The 18,717-nt window shown below is 72.7% G+C and carries 20 protein-coding genes and 1 pseudogene; 11 read left to right on the top strand and 10 right to left on the bottom strand.

What is annotated here, in order from left to right; translation table 11 throughout:
- Positions 1–110 precede the first annotated feature (110 nt).
- On the top strand, positions 111–1,529 hold the full coding sequence (locus tag CHF16_RS25450) for a purple acid phosphatase family protein (protein ID WP_089328656.1): 1,419 nt from the start codon (positions 111–113) through the stop codon (positions 1,527–1,529).
- A 23-nt stretch (positions 1,530–1,552) separates the two neighbouring features.
- Here CHF16_RS25450 and CHF16_RS25445 read toward each other — a convergent pair whose 3' ends face one another.
- Entirely contained in the window at positions 1,553–2,392 is an 840-nt protein-coding gene (locus CHF16_RS25445; RefSeq protein WP_089328655.1) for an SAM-dependent methyltransferase, read from the bottom strand.
- 84 nt (positions 2,393–2,476) lie between these two features.
- On the opposite strand from CHF16_RS25445, the gene CHF16_RS25440 reads away from it, so the two are divergent.
- Positions 2,477–3,805 carry a cytochrome P450 gene (locus CHF16_RS25440; RefSeq protein ID WP_089328654.1) on the top strand — a complete coding sequence of 443 codons (1,329 nt, stop codon included), beginning with the start codon at positions 2,477–2,479 and terminating at the stop codon, positions 3,803–3,805.
- A 320-nt stretch (positions 3,806–4,125) separates the two neighbouring features.
- Positions 4,126–4,971, top strand: a complete 846-nt coding sequence (locus CHF16_RS25435; RefSeq protein WP_089328653.1) for an SDR family oxidoreductase — start codon at positions 4,126–4,128, stop codon at positions 4,969–4,971.
- Positions 4,972–5,096: 125 nt separating this feature from the next.
- On the opposite strand, the gene CHF16_RS25430 is transcribed toward CHF16_RS25435, so the two are convergent.
- Entirely contained in the window at positions 5,097–6,149 is a 1,053-nt protein-coding gene (locus CHF16_RS25430; RefSeq protein WP_089328652.1) for a glycoside hydrolase family 11 protein, read from the bottom strand.
- 305 nt (positions 6,150–6,454) lie between these two features.
- Entirely contained in the window at positions 6,455–7,450 is a 996-nt protein-coding gene (locus CHF16_RS25425) for a helix-turn-helix transcriptional regulator (RefSeq protein WP_089328651.1), read from the bottom strand.
- Between the two features lie 93 nt (positions 7,451–7,543).
- On the opposite strand from CHF16_RS25425, the gene CHF16_RS25420 reads away from it, so the two are divergent.
- Positions 7,544–8,095, top strand: a complete 552-nt coding sequence (locus CHF16_RS25420; RefSeq protein WP_089328650.1) for a DinB family protein — start codon at positions 7,544–7,546, stop codon at positions 8,093–8,095.
- Between the two features lie 35 nt (positions 8,096–8,130).
- Here CHF16_RS25420 and CHF16_RS25415 read toward each other — a convergent pair whose 3' ends face one another.
- A complete protein-coding gene (locus CHF16_RS25415; protein WP_089328649.1) occupies positions 8,131–9,150 on the bottom strand; it encodes a TerC family protein in 1,020 nt (339 codons plus the stop codon).
- Between the two features lie 158 nt (positions 9,151–9,308).
- On the opposite strand from CHF16_RS25415, the pseudogene CHF16_RS42295 reads away from it, so the two are divergent.
- Positions 9,309–9,866: pseudogene (locus CHF16_RS42295) on the top strand (DUF2238 domain-containing protein); the annotation flags it as partial.
- A gap of 99 nt (positions 9,867–9,965) precedes the next feature.
- On the opposite strand, the gene CHF16_RS25405 reads toward CHF16_RS42295, so the two are convergent.
- Entirely contained in the window at positions 9,966–10,328 is a 363-nt protein-coding gene (locus CHF16_RS25405) for a DsrE family protein (protein ID WP_089328647.1), read from the bottom strand.
- Positions 10,329–10,512: 184 nt separating this feature from the next.
- Here CHF16_RS25405 and CHF16_RS25400 point away from each other — a divergent pair, with 184 nt between their 5' ends.
- The 4 genes from CHF16_RS25400 to CHF16_RS25385 all read left to right on the top strand — a co-directional run bounded on the left by CHF16_RS25400 (position 10,513) and on the right by CHF16_RS25385 (position 13,306).
- A complete protein-coding gene (locus CHF16_RS25400) occupies positions 10,513–11,001 on the top strand; it encodes a heme-binding beta-barrel domain-containing protein (protein WP_089328646.1) in 489 nt (162 codons plus the stop codon).
- A 329-nt stretch (positions 11,002–11,330) separates the two neighbouring features.
- The gene (locus tag CHF16_RS25395) at positions 11,331–11,747 is read left to right on the top strand and encodes a Fur family transcriptional regulator (RefSeq protein ID WP_089328645.1); all 417 of its coding nucleotides are present in this window, start codon (positions 11,331–11,333) and stop codon (positions 11,745–11,747) included.
- 9 nt (positions 11,748–11,756) lie between these two features.
- A complete protein-coding gene (ygfZ, locus tag CHF16_RS25390) occupies positions 11,757–12,737 on the top strand; it encodes a CAF17-like 4Fe-4S cluster assembly/insertion protein YgfZ (protein ID WP_089328644.1) in 981 nt (326 codons plus the stop codon).
- Between the two features lie 80 nt (positions 12,738–12,817).
- Positions 12,818–13,306 carry a hypothetical protein gene (locus CHF16_RS25385; RefSeq protein ID WP_089328643.1) on the top strand — a complete coding sequence of 163 codons (489 nt, stop codon included), beginning with the start codon at positions 12,818–12,820 and terminating at the stop codon, positions 13,304–13,306.
- On the opposite strand, the gene dtd is transcribed toward CHF16_RS25385, so the two are convergent.
- Positions 13,303–13,728 carry a D-aminoacyl-tRNA deacylase gene (dtd, locus tag CHF16_RS25380; protein WP_089328670.1) on the bottom strand — a complete coding sequence of 142 codons (426 nt, stop codon included), beginning with the start codon at positions 13,726–13,728 and terminating at the stop codon, positions 13,303–13,305. The two genes, CHF16_RS25385 and dtd, sit on opposite strands and share 4 nt — an antisense overlap.
- Positions 13,729–13,748: 20 nt before the next feature.
- Between dtd and CHF16_RS25375 the strand changes: the two genes are divergently transcribed.
- Both CHF16_RS25375 and CHF16_RS25370 read left to right on the top strand, forming a co-directional pair.
- Positions 13,749–14,576 carry a beta-keto acid cleavage family enzyme gene (locus CHF16_RS25375; RefSeq protein ID WP_089328642.1) on the top strand — a complete coding sequence of 276 codons (828 nt, stop codon included), beginning with the start codon at positions 13,749–13,751 and terminating at the stop codon, positions 14,574–14,576.
- Positions 14,577–14,798: 222 nt separating this feature from the next.
- Entirely contained in the window at positions 14,799–15,752 is a 954-nt protein-coding gene (locus tag CHF16_RS25370; protein WP_245869201.1) for an asparaginase, read from the top strand.
- 103 nt (positions 15,753–15,855) lie between these two features.
- Here CHF16_RS25370 and CHF16_RS25365 read toward each other — a convergent pair whose 3' ends face one another.
- Genes CHF16_RS25365 through CHF16_RS25350 form a run of 4 tightly spaced genes read right to left on the bottom strand, consistent with a single transcriptional unit; the run spans position 15,856 to position 18,678 of the window.
- Complete coding sequence (locus CHF16_RS25365) at positions 15,856–16,242, bottom strand: hypothetical protein (RefSeq protein WP_089328640.1); 387 nt, start codon at positions 16,240–16,242, stop codon at positions 15,856–15,858.
- Positions 16,243–16,281: 39 nt separating this feature from the next.
- A complete protein-coding gene (locus CHF16_RS25360) occupies positions 16,282–17,526 on the bottom strand; it encodes a CynX/NimT family MFS transporter (RefSeq protein WP_089328639.1) in 1,245 nt (414 codons plus the stop codon).
- Positions 17,523–18,203, bottom strand: coding sequence for a FadR/GntR family transcriptional regulator (locus CHF16_RS25355; RefSeq protein WP_218826825.1), 681 nt, complete (start codon positions 18,201–18,203; stop codon positions 17,523–17,525). Before CHF16_RS25355 ends, CHF16_RS25360 begins: the two co-directional genes overlap by 4 nt.
- 58 nt (positions 18,204–18,261) lie before the next feature.
- Positions 18,262–18,678: a hypothetical protein gene (locus tag CHF16_RS25350; protein ID WP_089328637.1), complete on the bottom strand. Its 417-nt coding sequence runs from the start codon at positions 18,676–18,678 to the stop codon at positions 18,262–18,264.
- Between the last annotated feature and the right edge of the window lie 39 nt (positions 18,679–18,717).

The raw sequence follows: 18,717 nt of genomic DNA, 5'->3' as shown, positions 1-18,717 counted from the left end.
CGGTCGTTCCGGGCCCGGTTCGTTCGCGCCAGGCCGGTTCCGGGTGGTTCCAGAGTTTTGTCGACTTTTGGGGCTGGCCGGACGGGCCCGCCGGTGCCACGGTAGCGATCATGATCTGCTGCCGCCCGAGCCGCCGGGCCCTGCTCCGCTGGAGCGCCATCGCCGCGGGCGCGTCGCTGCTGCCCGGCACCGCGCGGGCGGACGGCGGCGCCGTCCGGCCGGTGAACCTGGAACTGGTCACCGTCACCGAGACGACGGCCGTCCTCACCTGGTACACCGGCGTCCCCGGAACCGACGACGGCCTGGGGCGCATGCGGCCCGCGCCGTCCGACGCCGAGGTGCTCTACGGGACCGACCCGTCCCGGCTGACGTCCGTGGCCCACGGCCCGTCAGGCACCCCCTACCACTACGTGGAGCTGACCGGCCTGGAACCGGGCCGCACCTACTACTACAGGGCGCGCTCGGCCGGACAGGACGCGGCACCGACCTGGCTGGCCTTCGGGACGGCGGCGGGCACCCCGCAGGGCGACGTGTTCGCGTTCACCACCCCGCAGCCGCCGCCCGGACGCCACCTCTTCTCCATCGCCCTTTGCAACGACCTGCACCTCGGGGAGACGGTCGCGGGCCTCGTCGGCCAGCTCCCGTGGATCAAGGGCATCGAGCAGGCGCCCGGCCACCCGCCCTACCCCGAGGTCATGGCGAGGGCCCTGATCGAGGACGCCCGGAGCAGAGGCGCGACCTACCTGCTGGCGGCCGGGGACGTCTCCAGCGAGGCGGCCCCCGCCGACCTGCGGAGCGCCAAGGGCATCCTCGACACGTTCGGCACCCTCGGCGGCGACTACCTGGTGGCGCGCGGGAACCACGACCGCGCGCACTCGGGCACGGCCTACGGCGCCTGCTCGCCCGGTTCGTGGCAGGGGAACGACTGCTTCAAGGACGCCTTCTTCCCCTCCGGCCGCACGTACTTCTCGCACGACCTGCGGGGCCTTCGCGTCATCGGCCTCGACACCTACGACAAGCCCGGCGACGGCGGCGACTCCGGCGGGCTCTCGGCGGACCAGCGGGCATGGTTCGAGGCGGAGCTGGCGAAGGAGCCGGACCGGCCGACCCTCGTCTTCGGCCACCATCCGCTCTTCACCGAGAACGACCCGCTCGCGATCACCGGCGCCCATTCGCTGGACGCGGGCCAGTCGCTGCGCATCCTCGCGGCCTACAACCGCACTCCGGGGGTGTTCCTGCACCACGCCGGGCACACGCACCGCAACCAGCGTTCGACGTTCCCGCTCGCGCCCCGGGTCGTCCAGCAGGAGGTGGGAGCGGTGAAGGAGTACCCGGGCGGGTTCACGCTGCTGCGCGTCCACACGGGCGGCTACGCGCTGAACTTCTACAAGACGCGCAGCGACGAGGCGCGGGCCTGGAGCGAACGCAGCCGCCAGGAGCTGTCCGGGCAGTGGCCCCAGCTCTCCCTGGGAAACCGTCCGACCGACCGCAACACCGTTGTGGCTCGCGACTTCTCCGGCCTCGGTTAGCGGTACGGCGCCCAGCGGTACCGCTACTCGGGCTTGCGGCCCACGCCCGCGTAGCACCACTGGCGCTCGGCGCCGGGCGGGACGGTCGCGCGGGGGTCGGGACGCCACAGTGACAGCGTCGTGAGCCCCGGTTCGACCAGCTCGAACCCCTCGAACAGCCGCAGCACGTCGGCGCGGCTCCGCAGGGTGATCTGGTACGTGGCCTTCTCGTACACCGCGCCCGCCTCGCGGACGCGGCGGTCGGCGTCGAAGTCGGCGGTCACGTGCGACACCGCGAGATAGCTGCCGGGGGCCAGGGCGGAGCGGAGCCTCGCGACGATGCCGGGCGGGTCGGCGGCGTCGTCGATGAAGTGCAGGACCGCCAGCATCAGCACCGCCACCGGCCGGTCGAAGTCGATGAGGTCGTTCAGCTCGGGGTCGGCCAGGATCGCGCCGGGGTGCCGGGCGTCGCCGTGGATGACGGTCACCTCCGGCGTCGCCGCCAGCAGCGCCCGCCCGTGCACGAGGACGACCGGCTCGATGTCGACGTAGACGACGCGGGCGTCCGGGGCGACCTGGTGCGCGATCTCGTGCACGTTGCCCTGCGTGGGCAGGCCGGAGCCGATGTCGATGAACTGCCGGATCCCGGACTCGGCCAGGAAGCGCACCGCGCGGCGCAGGAAGGCGCGGTTCTCCCGCGCGAGGAACGGGGTGTCCGGCGCGTGCCGGACGACCTCCTCCACGGCCTCCCGGTCGACGGCGTAGTTGTCCTTCCCGCCGAGCAGGTAGTCGTACATCCGCGGGACGTTCGGCGTCGTCGGGTCAACGATGTCCAGTGTCTTCTCCCCCGTCCTGCCGGAGCCGGGCGATTTTCTGCCCGGCATATCGCGAACTATGCACGAACATGTAAGCATTGTGATCAACTCCATAACAACCGAATCGACCATCCTGACGGCGGGAGAACGCAAATGCGACGTGACGCAGGCATCCCCTCGCGGATCCCCGGGCCGGCCGCGGAAAATGACGGTGCCGCGGCCATCGCGGCGGCGGGCGGGCTGCACAACTACCAGTTGCGACTGCACGCCGAGTACGGGCCGGTGGTGCGGTTCCCGCTGCCCGGCGCGGACGTGGCGGTGTCGGTCGCCGACCCGGTCCTGCTGGAGGCCACGGCGAAGATCGACAAGCGGCCGGACAAGCTGTTCGAGTTCCTCGCGCCGCTGCAGGAGGCCGGCAACCTGCAGACGATCCCCGCCGAGGAGCACGGCCCCTGGCGGCGGACGATGCTGTCGGTGCTGGCCGGGCGGCCGTCCCACGAGGCGCACTTCGCGCAGTTCACCGCGCTGGCGACCGAGCTCGCCGACCGCTGGGCGGCCGACGCGGGGCCGGTCGTCCTGCAGCGGGACCTGAGCGCGCTGTCGCTGCGCATGATCTGCCGGTACGCGCTCGGCAGCGGCGTGGACGACGCGGAGTCCGCCGGACGCGTGGTCGAGGCGTTCGAGACCGTCCTGACCGAGTACATGGGGTCGCCGGGCCCGGCGAGCGCGCGGGCCGCGGAGGCACTGGCCTACCTGCGCGGGACCGTCGACGAGGTCCTCGCCGCCCACCGCGACCGCGGCACCGGCGAGGCCGAGCGCAGCGACCTGATCGCGGCGCTGGCGGCCTCCGGCGAGTCGCCGGCGCGGATCCGCGACACGGTGCTGATGACGATGCTCGCCGCCCACCACACCACCGGCGTCGCGATCTCGTGGACGCTGTACCTGCTGGCCAAGCACCCCGAGGTGGCCGAGCGCGTCGCCGAGGAGGTGGACCGCGTCCTCGGCGACCGGGACGCGCCCGGCTACGCCGACCTGAAGGCGCTCACCCGCCTGGACATGGCCCTCAAGGAGGCGATGCGCCTCTACCCGCCGGGCCCCTACGGCGCCCGGGAGGCGACCGAGGACGTCGTGCTCGGCGAGTACACGGTGCCCGCCGGGACGACGATCTTCTACCCGTTCTGGGCCGTCCACATGAACCCCGAGTACTGGCCCGACCCGGAGGTCTACGACCCGGAGCGGTTCACCCCGGAGGCGTCCGCGGGCCGTCCGAGGTTCGCCTACATCCCGTTCGGGCTCGGGCCGCGCAGCTGCGAGGGCTCGACGCTGGCGATGGTGGAGGCCGAACTCGTCCTGGCCGTCCTGCTGAAGCGGTTCCGGTTCGAGCTCGCCCCCGGCCAGACGGTCACGCCCATCGAGCGCTTCGTGCTGTGGGCCGCCGACGACATCAAGATGCACCTGACCCCGCGCGAAACGGCGAAGTGACCGGCCGCGAACATTGAATCATCAACCAATTCGACGCCGGTCGGTAATTGGCGCAGTCGACCATTCGAAACGATTCGCCGGACGGCTTTCCGGCCCACCGTGAACGCCACCGCGGGCGACCGGCCCCGGCCTCGTGATTCGGTCCTCTTCCGGACGGCCGAATACCGAGAATGCCGCGGACCGGTCGCCCGCGCGGCCGCGCCGCTCGCCGCCACCCATCTCCTCCCGGGTAGTCGCTTTCTCCTAGGTACCTACTATCCGGAGGGTGTTAGCGTCCCCGTCGTCGCAAGAGGCGGCAGTGAGGAAACGGGGAGTTGACCATGATCGTGGTGACGGGTGCGACCGGTAACGTCGGACGGCCGCTGGTGCGGGCCCTGGCGGACGCGGGAGAGCGGGTGACGGCGGTGTCGCGCGGCACCGTCCCGGTCGATCTGCCGGAAGGGGCCGCCCACGTGCGCGCCGACCTGTCCGAGCCGGAGACCCTGCGGCCCGCGTTCGAGGGGGCAGAGACGCTGTTCCTGCACGACGGCGGCGCCGGCGGCCAGAGCCTCGGTTCGCAGGCCGTCCTGGACGCGGCCCGGGAGGCGGGGATCGAGCGCGTCGTCCTGCTCTCGTCGCAGGGCGTGGTGACCAGGCCGGAATCGCCCTCGCACGGGGGCGTCATGGCGGCGCGCGAGCGGGCGGTGCGCGAGTCGGGCCTCGGCTGGACGATCCTGCGGGCCGGCGCCTTCGCGTCCAACGCCTATGGCTGGGCGGAGTCGGTGCGCGCCGAGCGGACCGTCTTCGCGCCCTTCGGCGACGTCGGCATCCCGGTGGTCGACCCGGCGGACATCGCGGCGGTCGCGGCCGCCGCCCTGCGCAAGGACGAGCACGCGGGCCGGATCTACGAGCTGACCGGGCCGGCGGCGGTCACGCCCCGGGAGCAGGCCGCGGCGATCGGCGCGGCGATCGGCGAGCCCGTGCGGTTCGTGGAGCTGACCCGGGAGCAGGCGCACGCGCGCTTGTCGGCGTTCATGCCGGAGCCGGTCGTGGAGACGACGCTGCAGATCCTCGGCGAGCCGAAGCCCGCCGAGCTGCGGATCAGCCCCGATGCGGAGCGGGTCCTCGGCCGGGCGCCCCGCTCCTTCGCCGACTGGGCCCGCGCCAACGCCCCGGCCTTCCAGTAGGCGAGCCCTCCGGTGAACGGCCTTCCGGTAGGGCGGGCCGTCGGTTGAAGGACGGTGTCGGTTGAAGGACGGTGTGGCGCGGCGACCGGAGGCCTGGTCGCCGCGCCACACGCGCGGTGCGCCGGTCAGGCGCTGCAGGAGACCGTCGGCCACGTCCACGTGCCGTTGGTCTGGATGGTCACGCCGAAGTTGTTGCCGTTGCCGTTCGGCCGGGCGGTCATGACCTGGCCGCTGGAGTCCCAGCTCGCGGACGTGTTCCAGGTCGCGATGATCTTCTCGGGGTACGGGACGTTCATCGTGACGGTCCAGTTGCTGGAGCCGGACACCGAGACGTTGAGGTTGTAGCGGTCGCCCCACTGCTGCCCGGCGGACAGGGTCGCGTTGCAACCGCCGCCGCCACCGCCACCGCCACCGCCCCCGCCCCCGCCACCGCCACCGCCGCCTCCGCCGCCGGAGCCGCCGACCGTGATGTTGGAGCTGCCGCTGCTCTGGTAGCCCTCGGTCGCGAGGATCATGTAGTAGTTGAAGCTGCCCAGGTTCATGCCCTTGCTCGCCCAGGCGTCGAAGTGGTTGCCGGTCGTGATGGTGCCGCCCGTCCGCTTCGACTGCCGGACGCTCCAGTACTGCTGGAAGGTCTTCGTGCCCTCGACGGACGGCGCGTTGTACCGCGTCGTCTCATAGATGTCGTAGGTGCCGCCGTCGCTGGTGACGGTCCCCTTGTACGTCCCGGTGGGCCGGTAGGTGCCCCAGTTGTCGACGATGTAGTACTCGACGAGCGGGTTGGACGTCCAGCCGTAGAGGGCCAGGTAGGCGTTGCCGGACGGGTTGAAGCTGCCCGAGTAGTTCACGCTCCGGCGGCCGCCGTTGCTCCAGCCCTTGCCGGCGACGAAGTTGCCGACATTGCTCCAGTTCATCCGGTAGTTGCCGCCGTCGCCGAGGGTCATCGAGGTCGACCCGCCGCCGTCCGTCCAGAAGGAGTAGTAGTAGCCGTTGTTCGTCCCGGTCTGGTTCGTGGTGATGGTCGTGTCGGCGCTGGCGGTGCCGGGCAGCAGCGCCGTGGCCGTCGCCAGCGCCACGGCGCAGGCGCCGATGACCGGCCTGGTGCGGATGAGGGTCGCGGGGCGGCGGCGTCTGCGGCCTTGGCGGGCTGCGGTGTCGCTGGTGGGCGCGCTCTTCATGGGGGTGGGTCCTCACTCGTGACGCGGGCGGCGCGGCCGGGCGGCGCTGGACGACCCGGTCGTCCGCCGGATGGCGGGGGATCGATCGGCGGGGTGCGGGAGCAGGCCCGTCGATGGCGCCAGTGTTCGTCCGGCCCCGGGGCATGTCAACGGTTTCGGAAACATTTCGAAGACGCTGCGCTCGTTCAGTCCGCTTTTCGCCTGCTCAATGGCAGACCGGCCGCTGGAAGTCCAAAACATGGACAACTTGGACGGAAAATCGGTGAATGCCGACCGGCTTGCTTCGAAACTTTCCGTCCCGGCCGTCAGGCACGGGAGAACCGGGCGCCCCAGGCGTGCAGCCGGTCGCGCAGCTCGGGCGGCTCCACGACGTGGATGTCGGCCTCGACCGTGCCGAGCGCCATGATGGGCCATTGGAGGGAGTCCCCGGTCATGCGGACGCGGCACCGGTACCCGCCGGGCTCGCCGCCCACTTCCCCGTCCACTTCTCCATCCGGCTCCCCGTCCAGCTCCTCGACCGTGCACCACCGGCCGATCAGCTCCCGCACGGTGGCGGCCGGGGCGTCCACCAGGACCTCGATCCGGTAGGGGCGCGGCATGTCCTTCAGGCCGCTGCGGACGAACTCGGCGGCGTCCGCGGCGGGCAGCTCGCGGGGACGGAACCGGGCACCGGTCGGCTCGGGGGCGCGCAGGCGGTCCAGCCGGAAGTTGCGCCAGTCGTGCCGCCGCAGGTCGTAGGCGACCAGGTACCAGCGGCGGCCCAGCCGGACGAGGCGGTGCGGCTCGGCCTCCCGGTCGGTGCGGGTCCCGTCGGCGGCGGTGTAGGAGAAGCGGAGGCGCTCGCAGTCCCGGGAGGCGAGCGCGAGCACGGTGAGCACGGCCGGGTCGATGCCCTCCTCAGCGGAGCCGTCCCAGGTGGCGGGGACGGTCACGGCGCGCAGGGCGTCCACCTGGCGGCGCAGCCGGGCCGGCATCACCTGCGCCACCTTCGCCAGGACCCGCACCGACGCCTCGGCGATGCCCTCCACTCGCGTCGCCGCCTGCAGGCCCACGGCCAGCGCGACGGCCTCCTCGTCGTCGATCACCAGCGGCGGCAGCGCGGCGCCGGCGGCGAGCTGGTAGCCGCCGTCGACGCCGCGCGACGCCTCGACCGGGTAGCCCAGCTCGCGCAGCCGGTCGACGTCCCGGCGCAGGGTGCGGACGGACACGCCGAGCCGCTCGGCGAGTTCCGCGCCCGGCCAGTACCGGTGCGTCTGGAGCAGGGACAGCAACCGCAGGGTCCGGGAGCTCGTGTTCGCCATGTTCTCCAGTCTCCCGCACATTGCGGTCAGGAAGTGGCCGCAATCCTGCCTAGCGTGGTGTCCACCGGAACGGGAACGACGAAAGGCGGAGGCATGACCATGGCGGAGCAGACCACGACGGGGCAGACCACGACCGAGATCACCGGCGAGCGCGCGGACCTGCTGGCGACGCTGGCCACGGCCCGCCACTTCCTGCGCTTCACCACCCGCGACCTCACCGACGAGCAGGCGGGCCTGCGGACGACCGCGAGCGAGCTGTGCCTCGGCGGCCTCATCAAGCACGTCACCGCGGTCGAGCGGAACTGGGCGGCCTTCATCGTCGAAGGCCCGTCCGCCATGGGCGACTTCAGCGAGATGACCGAAGAGGACCGGCAGAAGTGGGCGGACGAGTTCAAGATGCTCCCCGGCGACACGCTGCAGGGCGTCCTCGACGCCTACGAGGAGGTGGCCCGCCGCACGGACGAGCTCGTGGTGAGCCTGCCCGACCTCGGTGCGGTCCAGCCGCTCCCGAAGGCCCCGTGGTTCACCGAGACGCACTGGTCGGCCCGCCGCGCCCTCACGCACATCGCGGTCGAGACCGCCCAGCACGCCGGGCACGCCGACATCATCCGCGAGGCCCTCGACGGAGCGAAGAGCATGGGCTGACCCAGGTCGCGGGGGGAGCCCCGGCCCGGCGCGGGTCAGCGGCGGGCGGGCTCCTCTTCACGCGGCCTCTCCTCGCGCCGCTTGCGCAGGGAGCCCGGCTTGGCCTTCTCCTCCGGGTGGGCGTGGACGCGGATGAGGCTCGCGGCCGTGGTGAAGAGCAGGATCGCCAGGATCACGCCCAGGGACAGCGTGGTCGGCATCTCCGGGATGGACTCGCTGACGTCCTCGTGCAGGAACTGCAGGATCAGCTTCACGCCGATGAACGCCAGGATCACCGACAGGCCGATCGTCAGGTACACCAGCCGTTCCAGCAGCCCCTCGACGAGGAAGTAGAGGGCGCGCAGCCCGAGCAGCGCGAACGCGTTGGCGGCGAAGACGAGGAACGGGTCCTTGGTGACGCCGAACACGGCGGGGATGGAGTCCAGCGCGAACAGGACGTCGGTGCTGCCGATCGCGACGAAGACGATGAGCAGCGGCGTCATCACGCGCCGGCCGTCCTCGTGGGCGAGCATCCGCCCGCCGTGGAAGCTCTCGCTCACCGGCAGGATCTTGCGGGCGCGGCGCACGAGGAAGGTGTCCTCCACGTCCGGCTCCTCGTCGCGGTGCCGGATGAGCTGCACCGCCGTCCAGATCAGGATCAGCCCGAAGATCAGGAAGGTGAAGGAGAACAGGCTGATCGCGGCGGCGCCGACCGCGATCAGCACGGCCCGCAGCAGCAGCGCGCCGGCGATCCCGAACAGCAGCGTCTTCTGCTGGAACTCGGGCGGCACCGCGAACCGGCCCATGATGATCACGAAGACGAAGAGGTTGTCGACCGACAGGCTCTTCTCGACGAGCCAGCCGGAGAAGTACTCGGTGCCCGCGGTCGACCCGCCGACCATCCACACCGCGAGGCCGAACAGGAGCGCCACGCCGGTGTAGAACACCGACCAGAACGTGGCCTCCTTGATGTGCACCACGTGCGGTCCACGGACGGCCGCGAAGAAGTCGAGCACGAACAGCGCGACGAGCAGTCCGATCGTCGCGCCCCAGGCCCACAGCGGTACGTCGAGCATGCGGCCGACTCCTCCTGAACGGGTGTCGGCTCACCTATAACCGTTCTGCGCCGCTTCTACCGCGCCCGAGGCGGCGTCCCGGGTGCACGAATCACTCATGCGCATCTGAGTAGCCGCACCGATGCCGCCGGACCAGGCGCGACGCGAAGCTTGCCCGCATGGACACCTCCCGCCGGCGCCCGCTCGCCCTCACCGCCAAGGCGGCCCTCGCCGCCAAGGCGGCCCTGGCCGCCCTGCTCGCGCTCGCCGTGGCCTTCCCCGAATGGGACCGGTTCGCGGACAAGGCGATGGGCGTCCGCGTGGCCGCCTACCCCGCCGCCGTCATGCTCGTCACGCTCGTCTGGGCGCTGCGCGGCCGCGACCGGTCCTTCCCGTGGGACGTGGACCTGCTCGTGACGCTCCCGTTCCTCGTGGACGTCGCCGGGAACGCCGCCGACCTCTACGACACCGTCGGCTGGTTCGACGACGCCTGCCACTTCGGGAACTGGGCGCTGCTGAGCGCCGCGGCGGGCGTCGCGGTGCGCCGCTGGGGCGGCCTCAAGCCGTGGGCGATGGCGCTGACCTGCACGGGGGCCGGCGCCATCGCCGCGATCCTGTGGGAGTTCGCCGAGTACGGCATCTTCATCCTCGACACCCCCGAGGCCGTCACCATCTACCGCGACACGATCGGCGACCTCATGCTCGGCCTCACCGGCGCCACCCTCGCCGCCCTCGTCCTCGCCGTGCGCGCGCGCCTGCACGGTCCGGTGAGCGAGAGCCCGTCTTCGGACGAGCTCCCGTCAGTAGACGAGCACCCGTCAGTAGACGAGCACCCGTCAGTAGACGATGGCCTGGACGTCGTCGAGGGTGATCTCTTCGACGAACGTGGGGGCGCCCGCGATGCGGATGCCGGGCAGGACATCGTCCGGGCCTATGTCGCGGCGGGCCGCGCACTGGGTGCAGAGGGTGACGCGCCCCGCGGAGAGGATGACGGTGAGCAGGTCGTCCAGGGGAGTGGCGTGCGGCAGTGAGAACTCGGCGGCCCGGCCCGGCAGCGCGAACCACGCCGACTCGCCGGTGAGCCACAGCGAGACCGGGACCCCGCTGGCCGCGGCGGCCGCCGCCACCGTGAACGCCTGGTTGCAGCGCTCGGGGGCGTCCGCGCCCGCCGTCACCTTGATCACGAGTGGTCTCGCCATATCGGCACTCTAGTTCCGGCCGGTGCCCGTAGCATCGGCGGTGTGGGTGGCATGGTGAACGCGGGGATCCTCGTCCTCGCCCTCGGGCTCATGGCGGTCGCCGCCGTCCTCCTCGTGATCCGGCTCGGCCGGCTGAAGTAGGGCGGGACGCGGGCGGCGGCGCGCGCCGCTACGCTCGGTGCCCATGGACGTTCCTGAGCTGCACCCGGACCTTGAGCCCCTGAAGTTCCTGCTCGGCACCTGGGAGGGCGCCGGTGTGGGCGGCTATCCCACGATCGAGTCGTTCAACTTCGGCCAGGAGCTGTCCTTCACCCACATCGGGAAGCCGTTCCTGATCTACGCGAGCCGCACCTGGATGATCGAGGCGGACGGCACGCTCGGGCGGCCCCTTGCGGTGGAGACCGGGTACTGGCGGCCGCAGCCGGACCACCAGGTCGAGGTGACGCTGGCCCACCCGACCGGGATCGTCGAGATCTACGTCGGCGACGTGGCGTTCAACCGGGTGGAGCTGCGCACCGACGTCGTGGCCCGCACCGAGTCGGCCAAGGAGGTCACCGGCGGGCACCGCCTGTACGGGCTGATCGGGGAGGACCTCGGCTGGGCGTACGACATGGCGGCCGTGGGCCAGCCGCTCCAGTCGCACCTGTCGGCGCAGCTGAAGAAGGTGTCCTGACAGGGCCCTGGAAAAGAACGATCCCCGGACCTTCCCGCCGGGTGGCGGGGTGATGGACAGGACGGGTCCATCGGTCCGGGGACCGGGTAACTGCCTGGTATTCGCCGGTCACCGTCGCGACCGGCTCCGCCGCCCGGGGGCGGCGGTCCGAGGCGGAACGGCGACTAGCGGACAGCCACCTCGCGAGTCCTACAATCAACCATTGCTTGGACCACCTCCTTTCGCGCGTACCCCGCACGTTATGTGAGCGCGAGCGGTGAGGCAAACAAGTTTTCCGTGGGCTGAATCCTGCCCGGGCGGGCCCGGCGGGCGGGTCCTACACTCGGTGCATGGTCGAGTCGTGGCAAGAGGAGCTGCGGGCCAAGGGGTACCGGGTCACCCCTCAGCGCCAGCTGGTCCTCGAGGCGGTCACCAACCTGGAGCACGGGACCCCCGAGGAGATCTGCGCCGAGGTGCAGCGCACCGCCCGCGGCGTGAACATCTCCACCGTGTACCGGACGCTCGAACTCCTGGAGGAGCTCGGGCTGGTCAAGCACGCCCACCTCGGGCACGGACCGCCGAACTACCACCTCGCCGCCGAGGCCGAGCACATCCACCTCGTCTGCCGGGGCTGCCACACGGTGGAGGACGTCGACCCGCGCGCGGCCGCCGGGCTCGCGGACGTGCTGCGGCGCGACTTCGGGTTCGAGACCGACGTGCACCACCTCACCGTCTACGGGCGGTGCAAGGAGTGCCGCGCCACATAGTCTGGACGCATGGAGAGCCCGCTGCTGAAGACGCCCGGAGCCGTCGCCGCCGACGCGCCCGACCAGGAGATCGCCGCCCACTACGGCGACCCGTCGAAGGAGCAGCGCGCGCTGGAACGCGGGGCCGCGTTCGTCGACCGGAGCAACCGGGGCGTCCTCAAGGTCACCGGCCCGGACCGGCTGCGCTGGCTGCACAGCCTCCTCAGCCAGCACCTGGAGGGCCTGGCGCCGTTCACGCCGACCGAGGCGCTGCTGCTCGACCCCAAGGGCCACGTCGAGCACCACATGTTCGTCGTCGACGACGGCGAGGCGACCTGGGCGCACGTCGAGCCCGGTGCCGCCGCGCCGCTCGCGGAGTTCCTCGACCGGATGCGGTTCATGCTGCGCGTCGAGGTCGCCGACGTGTCCGCCGACTACATGGTCGTCACCGGCCCGCCGCGCGACGGCGGCCCGTCCTGGCCGGACGTGGCGGGGACGCAGACGCGGATCGTCCCGCGCGGCGAGTTCCCCGAGGGGCTCGAACCGTCCGGCCTGTGGGCGTACGAGGCGCTGCGCATCGCCGAGCATCGGCCGCGGTTCGGCCTCGACACCGACGAGCGGACGATCCCGCACGAGGCCGGCTACGTCGAGACGGCCGTCCACCTGAACAAGGGCTGCTACCGGGGGCAGGAGACGGTGGCGCGCGTCCACAACCTCGGCCGGCCGCCGCGCCGCCTGGTGTTCCTGCACCTGGACGGCAGCGTTGACCGGCTGCCCGCGCACGGCGACCCGGTGGAGATCCCGGGCGGCCGGGCGGTCGGCTGGGTCGGGTCGGCGGCCCGGCACCACGAGCTCGGGCCGGTCGCGCTGGCGACGGTGAAGCGGAACGTCCCGGTCGACGCGGAGCTGCTGGCCGGTGGAGTCGCGGCCGCGCAGGAGGTCGTCGTGTCGCCCGACACGGGCGCGAACGCGCAGATCGCGCTGCGCCGCCGCCCCGCGAAACACGGGTAGCAGCGCGCCCCCTGGACGAATATCGTCGGACATAGACGATTTCTGACCGGCCGCCGTCCGGGGAAGGTGGATTCCTACCGATGGTCGCGAACCCGGGGAAGAGGGAACCTCAGGCGGCCAGGCGGGGGACCCGGCGCCGGCCCCGCCGCGAGTCCGCGCTGCTGTGGTGGGCCCTGTTCGCGCTGGTCGCCGGTGCCGCGTGGTGGCTGCACTCCTGGCGGGTCGCGCTGCTCGCCCTCCTGGGCTGGTGCCTGTACCAGTTCATGCTCGTGCCCACGATGTGCCGGGTCCTGAGCCAGCAGGGGGCGGCCTGCACCGAACGCACCCGTGGGCGGCTGTTCGCCTGCGGGCCCGACCACCAGCGGATCCGCAACGACGCGCTGTGGCGGCTCGCGGGGCTGCGCAACCCGTTCCAGAAGGAGCCGCGCGGCGACGAGACCGGGACGGGCGTCGTCGTGGTGTCGTCCGACGTCCGCGGGCGGCTCACACCGCCCGACCGGTTCCTGATCCTGCTCGCCGCCGCCGGGACGGTCGTCGTCCTGGTCGGCATGGTGTACGGGTTCCGCTAGACGTCCAGGACGAGCGTGATCGGGCCGTCGTTGACCAGCGCGACCTTCATGTCGGCGCCGAACTCGCCCGTCTCGACCTTCGCTCCCAGCTCCCGCAGCTCGCGGACGACGGCGTCCACGAGGGGCTCGGCGACCGGGCCGGGCGCGGCGGCCGTCCACGACGGGCGGCGGCCCTTCCGCGCGTCCCCGTAGAGGGTGAATTGGCTCACTACCAGCAGCGGCGCGTTCACGTCCGAGCATGACCTCTCGTCCTGCAGGATCCGCAGGGCCCACAGCTTCGCGGCCAGCTTGCGGGCCTTTTCCGGGCCGTCGTCGTGCGTCACGCCGACGAGCACGAGCAGCCCCGGCCCCTCGATCTCACCGACGACGCGCCCGTCCACGGACACGCTGGCCTGGCTCACCCTCTGGACTACCGCACGCATGACCATGCATTCTGCCGCCTATGGGAGCAACGACGCTCATCACGGTGGCGCCCACGGGTGCGGAGTCCGCCAAGGCGGACGTCCCGGCCCTGCCCGTCACCCTGGATGAACTGGTCCAGACGGCCAAGGAGTGCGAGGCGGCCGGCGCGGCCGTGATCCACGTGCACATCCGCGACGACGACGCGCGGCCCACGCTCGACCTGTCCCGCCTGCGGGACACCGTCGCGGCGCTGCGGGAGAGCACGGGACTGATCGTGCAACTGTCCACGGGCGGTGCGGTCACCGACCCCTACGAGGACCGTATCCGCGTCCTGGACGTCGAGCCCGACATGTGCTCGCTCACCTGCGGGACGGTCAACTTCGGCGACGACGTCTTCATGAACCCCTGGCCGTTCATGGTGGAGCTGTACCAGCGCACTCAGGAACGCGAGGTCGTCCCGGAGTTCGAGCTGTTCGACCTCGGCCACATAGCGGCGCTGCACAGGCTCCTGGACAAGTACGGGCTCCCCTACGGCGGCCACGTCCACTGCGACCTGGTGATGGGGGTGCCCGGCGGCATGCCCGGCGACGCCCGCACCCTGGTCGCCGCCGTCGAAGCCCTCCCGCCGGGCGCGACCTGGTCGGCCACGGGCATTGGCCGGACGTCCCTGCCGGTCCTGTTCGCCGCGCTCTCAGCGGGCGGTCACCTGCGCGTGGGCATGGAGGACACCCTCACCCTGGCGAAGGGCCGTCCGGTGACGGCGAACGCCCAGCTCGTGGAGCGCGCCGCCCAGGCCGCCCACCTGGCCCAGCGTCCCCCGATGGCGGCGGCGGAGGCGCGTGCCCTGCTGCACACCAAAGCCCGCTGATCTTGGGGTTATCCACAGGATCTGATTTCGGTTCCATGGGGCCGGAGGGGTACTTGACCATGGAGTTGAGCGGCCGGCCACCGGGCCGGGCCTGCTTTTCGTAGCGCCGGAACGGCGGGTCGGGGGCTTTCCAGCGGCGGACCGCCGCCCGCGGGCGGCGGGGGCCGATCGATGTCCAGGTCCGGGCCGGTGCCGGTGCGCGCGGACGTTAGGGAGGGTGCGGTGGACGTGAATCCTGTGCTGGTCGAGGTGGAGCGGTCCGGCTTCGTGGAGTCGCGGCACCGGGGGGCCGCGGTCGGGATCGCGGCGGACGGGACGGTCGCGGTGCGGGCCGGGGAGCCCGAGGCGGCGATCTTCCCGCGGTCGGCCAACAAGCCGATGCAGGCCGTCGCGATGCTGCGCTGCGGGCTCGACCTGGACGACGAGCTGCTCGCGCTCGCGTCCGGCAGCCACTCCGGGGAGGACTTCCACGTCGAGGGCGCCGAGAAGATCCTCGCGGGCGCGGGGCTGGTCGCGGACGACCTGCGGTGCCCGCAGAGCTGGCCCATCGACCTGGAGGCGCAGCAGGCGGTCGCGCGGCAGGGCGGCGGCCCGTCCCGGATGCGGATGAACTGCTCCGGCAAGCACGCCGCGATGCTGGCGACGTGCGTCGCCGCGGGCTGGCCGACCGGCACCTACCTCGACCCGGGGCATCCGCTGCAGGAGGCGGTGCGCGAGGTCGTCGAGGAGCTGGCCGGGGAACCGGTCGCGGCCGTCGGCGTGGACGGGTGCGGGGCGCCGCTGTTCGCGGTGTCCACGGCCGGGGTCGCGCGGGCGTTCCGGGCCCTGGTACTGGCCGGGCCGGGCACGCCCGAGCGGCGCGTCGCCGACGCGATGCGCACCCATCCGCAGTGGACGTCCGGCACCCGGCGCGAGGAGCGGCAGCTGATGGACGCCGTCCCCGGCCTCCTCGTCAAGTGCGGCGCCGAAGGCGTCGACGCCTTCGCCTACAGCGACGGCCGGGCCGGCGCCGTCAAGATCGACGACGGCGCGATGCGGGCGCGGACCCCGGTCACCGTGGCGCTGCTGCGCTCCCTCGGCGTCGACGAGCCGGGCCTGGCCGAACTGGCGACGGTCGAGGTACGCGGCGGAGACGGCGTCGTCGGCTCCGTCCGCCCCGCCCCCGGCGCGTTCTAGCCCGGTCGGTCCGCGTGCGCCGGTCTCCCGACCGGGAGGCCCGTCGGTCGGTGTTCAAGAGACGACCCCGGCCGGGACGCCGGCCGGGGTCGGTTCGAGGGCTCTAGCGTTTCTCGGGTGTCCGCTTGAGGTCCTCGATCTCCTCCCTGAACACCGTCTGCTCGTACAGGACGCCTTCCGGCCAGGGCTTCCGCGGCTCGCGGCCCGGCTGGGGGTTGTCCTTGCGGAACTCCTCCCACTGGCCGTCCCGCGCCGGCGGGTAGCTGTGGGAGAACATCCCGGGCCGGTAGGTGTACATGCCGCCCTGCTCCATGCCGCGGTGGTTCTGCTGGTCGTTGCGGCGGTCAGGGTGGATCTTCCGGGACCCGGCCGTCCGGGTCACGTAGAGGCGGGCGATCGTCAGGACCGTGCCCACCACAACGATGATCCAGACCCACCTGAGCGCGACGCTGGGCGTGGCCGTGTCGGCGAGGGTCGCGGCGAGCATCATGGTCCACCTCCCCATGGCGGTATCGGCCCCAATGTGGGGTCAATTAGGGATGTGTCCGCTAATTTCCGAGTTAACCCCCTCGAGGGCCTTCGCGGGGGCACCGACCGTCCGGAGGCGGCCCGCCGCCACCCCGGGCACCGCCATGCCGACGCAGACCGCGAGGACGCCGACCATCGGAACGCTCCATCCGCCGGTGGCGTCGTGCAGCGCGCCGAGCGCGAGCGGGCCGAGCGCCGCGATGACGTAGCCGACGCCCTGCGCCATCCCGGACAGCTGCGCCGCCACCTGCGCGTCGTGGGCGCGCAGGCCGATGAACGACAGGGCGGCGGCGAACCCGAGGCCCTGCCCGAAGCCGAGGATCACGGCCCAGCCCCACACCGACCCGATCGGCGCCCAGGCCGTCCCGGCGAAGCCGACCAGGGCCAGCACCGCCGTGGCCAGCACCAGCGGGCGCTGGTCGCGCATCCGCCGCGCCAGCACCGGGACCGCCAGCGACCCGATCGCCTGGACGCCCGCCGTCAGGGCGAGGACGTATCCGGCGGCGGTCTCGTCCATCCCGCGGTCCTGGCAGAGGGTCGGCAGCCAGCCGAGCACCACGTAGGCGAGCAGCGACTGGAGGCCCATGAACACCGTGACGTTCCAGGCGAGGCCCGACCGCCAGACCAGCGCCGTGACGCCCTGACGCGACACCACCGGCGGCGCCGACCGGGCCGCGTGCGCCGCCCGCCGCGCCCGGGGCACCCACAGCAGCCCGGCGAGCGCGGCCGGGACCGCGAGCAGGCCGAGCGGCAGCCGCCAGCCGGAGTCGAAGGCGTGCTCGACGGGCACCACGATCCCCGACGTCAGCGACGCCCCCACCGTCACCGCGACCGTGTAGACCGAGGTCACCGTGGTGATCCGCTCGGGATGGTCGCGCTTGATGATGCCCGGCATCGCGATGTTGCCGATGCTGATCGCGATCCCGGCGACCAGCGACCCGGCGAACAGCGCGGCCGGGCCGTCCAGCAGCCGCAGCACCAGCCCGCCGACCAGCAGCGCCATCGCGCTGACCAGCAGCGTCTCGCCGCGCGGCGCCCGCGGCAGGAACGCCGCGACCAGCCCGTAGGAGCCGAAGAAGACCAGCGGCAGGGTGGTGAGCGCGCCCGCCGCCGTGCCGGACAGCCCGAACTCGTCGCTGATCTCGGTCAGCACCGGGCCGACCGCCGCGAGCGCCGGCCGCAGGTTGACCGCCACGAGGACGATCATCAGGAGGGAGCCGGCCAGCCCGGCGCGCCGCGCGGTCACCGGGCCCCGCCGAGCAGGGTCTCCAGGACGGCGAGGGTCGGCTCGACGACGGCCGCCGCGGCCGACGCCGCGGCCTCCGGGTCGCCCGCGGCGATCGCGTCCAGCACGGCGCGGTGCCGGGCCGGGCCCGCCTCGGGGACGTCGTGGTCGAGCCGGATCGCGCGCATCGACTCGTGCAGCCGGTCGATGAAGTACCGCATCGCCTCGATCAGGACCGGGTTGCGGGACGCCTCCGCGACGCCCAGGTGGAACCGCGCGTCGGCGGCGCCGAACGCGTCCGGCTCGGTCGCCTCGTCGCGCGCGCGGAGCAGCAGCTCCAGCCGCTCGAGATCGGCGGTGGTGCGCCTGCGGGCGGCGAGCCGCGCCGCCTGGACGTCGTAGGCGAGCTGCACCTCGAACACGTCCCGCGCCGACGCCCGCGCGACCCGGCGCAGCAGCGGCCGGGGGTCGGCGCTGCTGCGCACGTACGTCCCGTCGCCGCGCCGCACCTCCAGCACCCCGACGTGCGTCAGCGCCCGGATCGCCTCCCGGACGGCCGGACGGCTCACGCCGAGCTGCGCGGCGAGGTCCAGCTCCGCCGGGATCCGCTCGCCGACCGGCCAGGAACCGGCGCTGACCTGCGCCTGCAGCTGCTCCAGCACGGCGTCCACCGTCGAGCCGCTGGAAACGGGACTCAACCCCACGAATCCTCCCAAGTAAGACGTCAGACATCTTACGTGGGGTGATCAGGAACGGTCAGCGGGGTCCGCGCCCGCCGAACAGGCCCCGCTTCCTGCGGCGCCCTCGGCCTTTCCGCCGGTGCGAGGGCCGCCGGACGGCCTCCTCCTCGGCGCGGGCCTGCTCGGCGAGGGCCTCCTCTTCGGCGCGCGCCTGCTCGATGTGGGCCATGACCTGGCGGTGCGTCACCGACGGCGCCGGGTCGCGACGGGTCCGCTGGGACGGGCTGCCCTGGAGGATCCCGCCCTGGACGGGCCCGCGGTCGGACAGGCGGCCGGTCGGCGCCCGCCTGCGCGGCGGCACGCGGGACGCCGTCAGCGTGACGGCCACCCAGAAGATGATCGCGAGGAAGATGACCGCCGGGCCGACGTAGAGGCCCCAGGAACTCCCGAGGTCGCCGCCGTCGGGCGGGGGGAGCTGGTCGGCCAGGATCATGGGGCGGCACCTCCTCGCCCCGGCCCTACCCCGCGTCAG

This window comes from Actinomadura meyerae (assembly GCF_900188445.1).
In the GTDB taxonomy this organism is placed as follows: domain Bacteria; phylum Actinomycetota; class Actinomycetes; order Streptosporangiales; family Streptosporangiaceae; genus Spirillospora; species Spirillospora meyerae.
The sequence above is the reverse complement of the archived record's forward strand: the minus strand, read 5'-3'. Positions and strand labels throughout refer to the sequence as shown.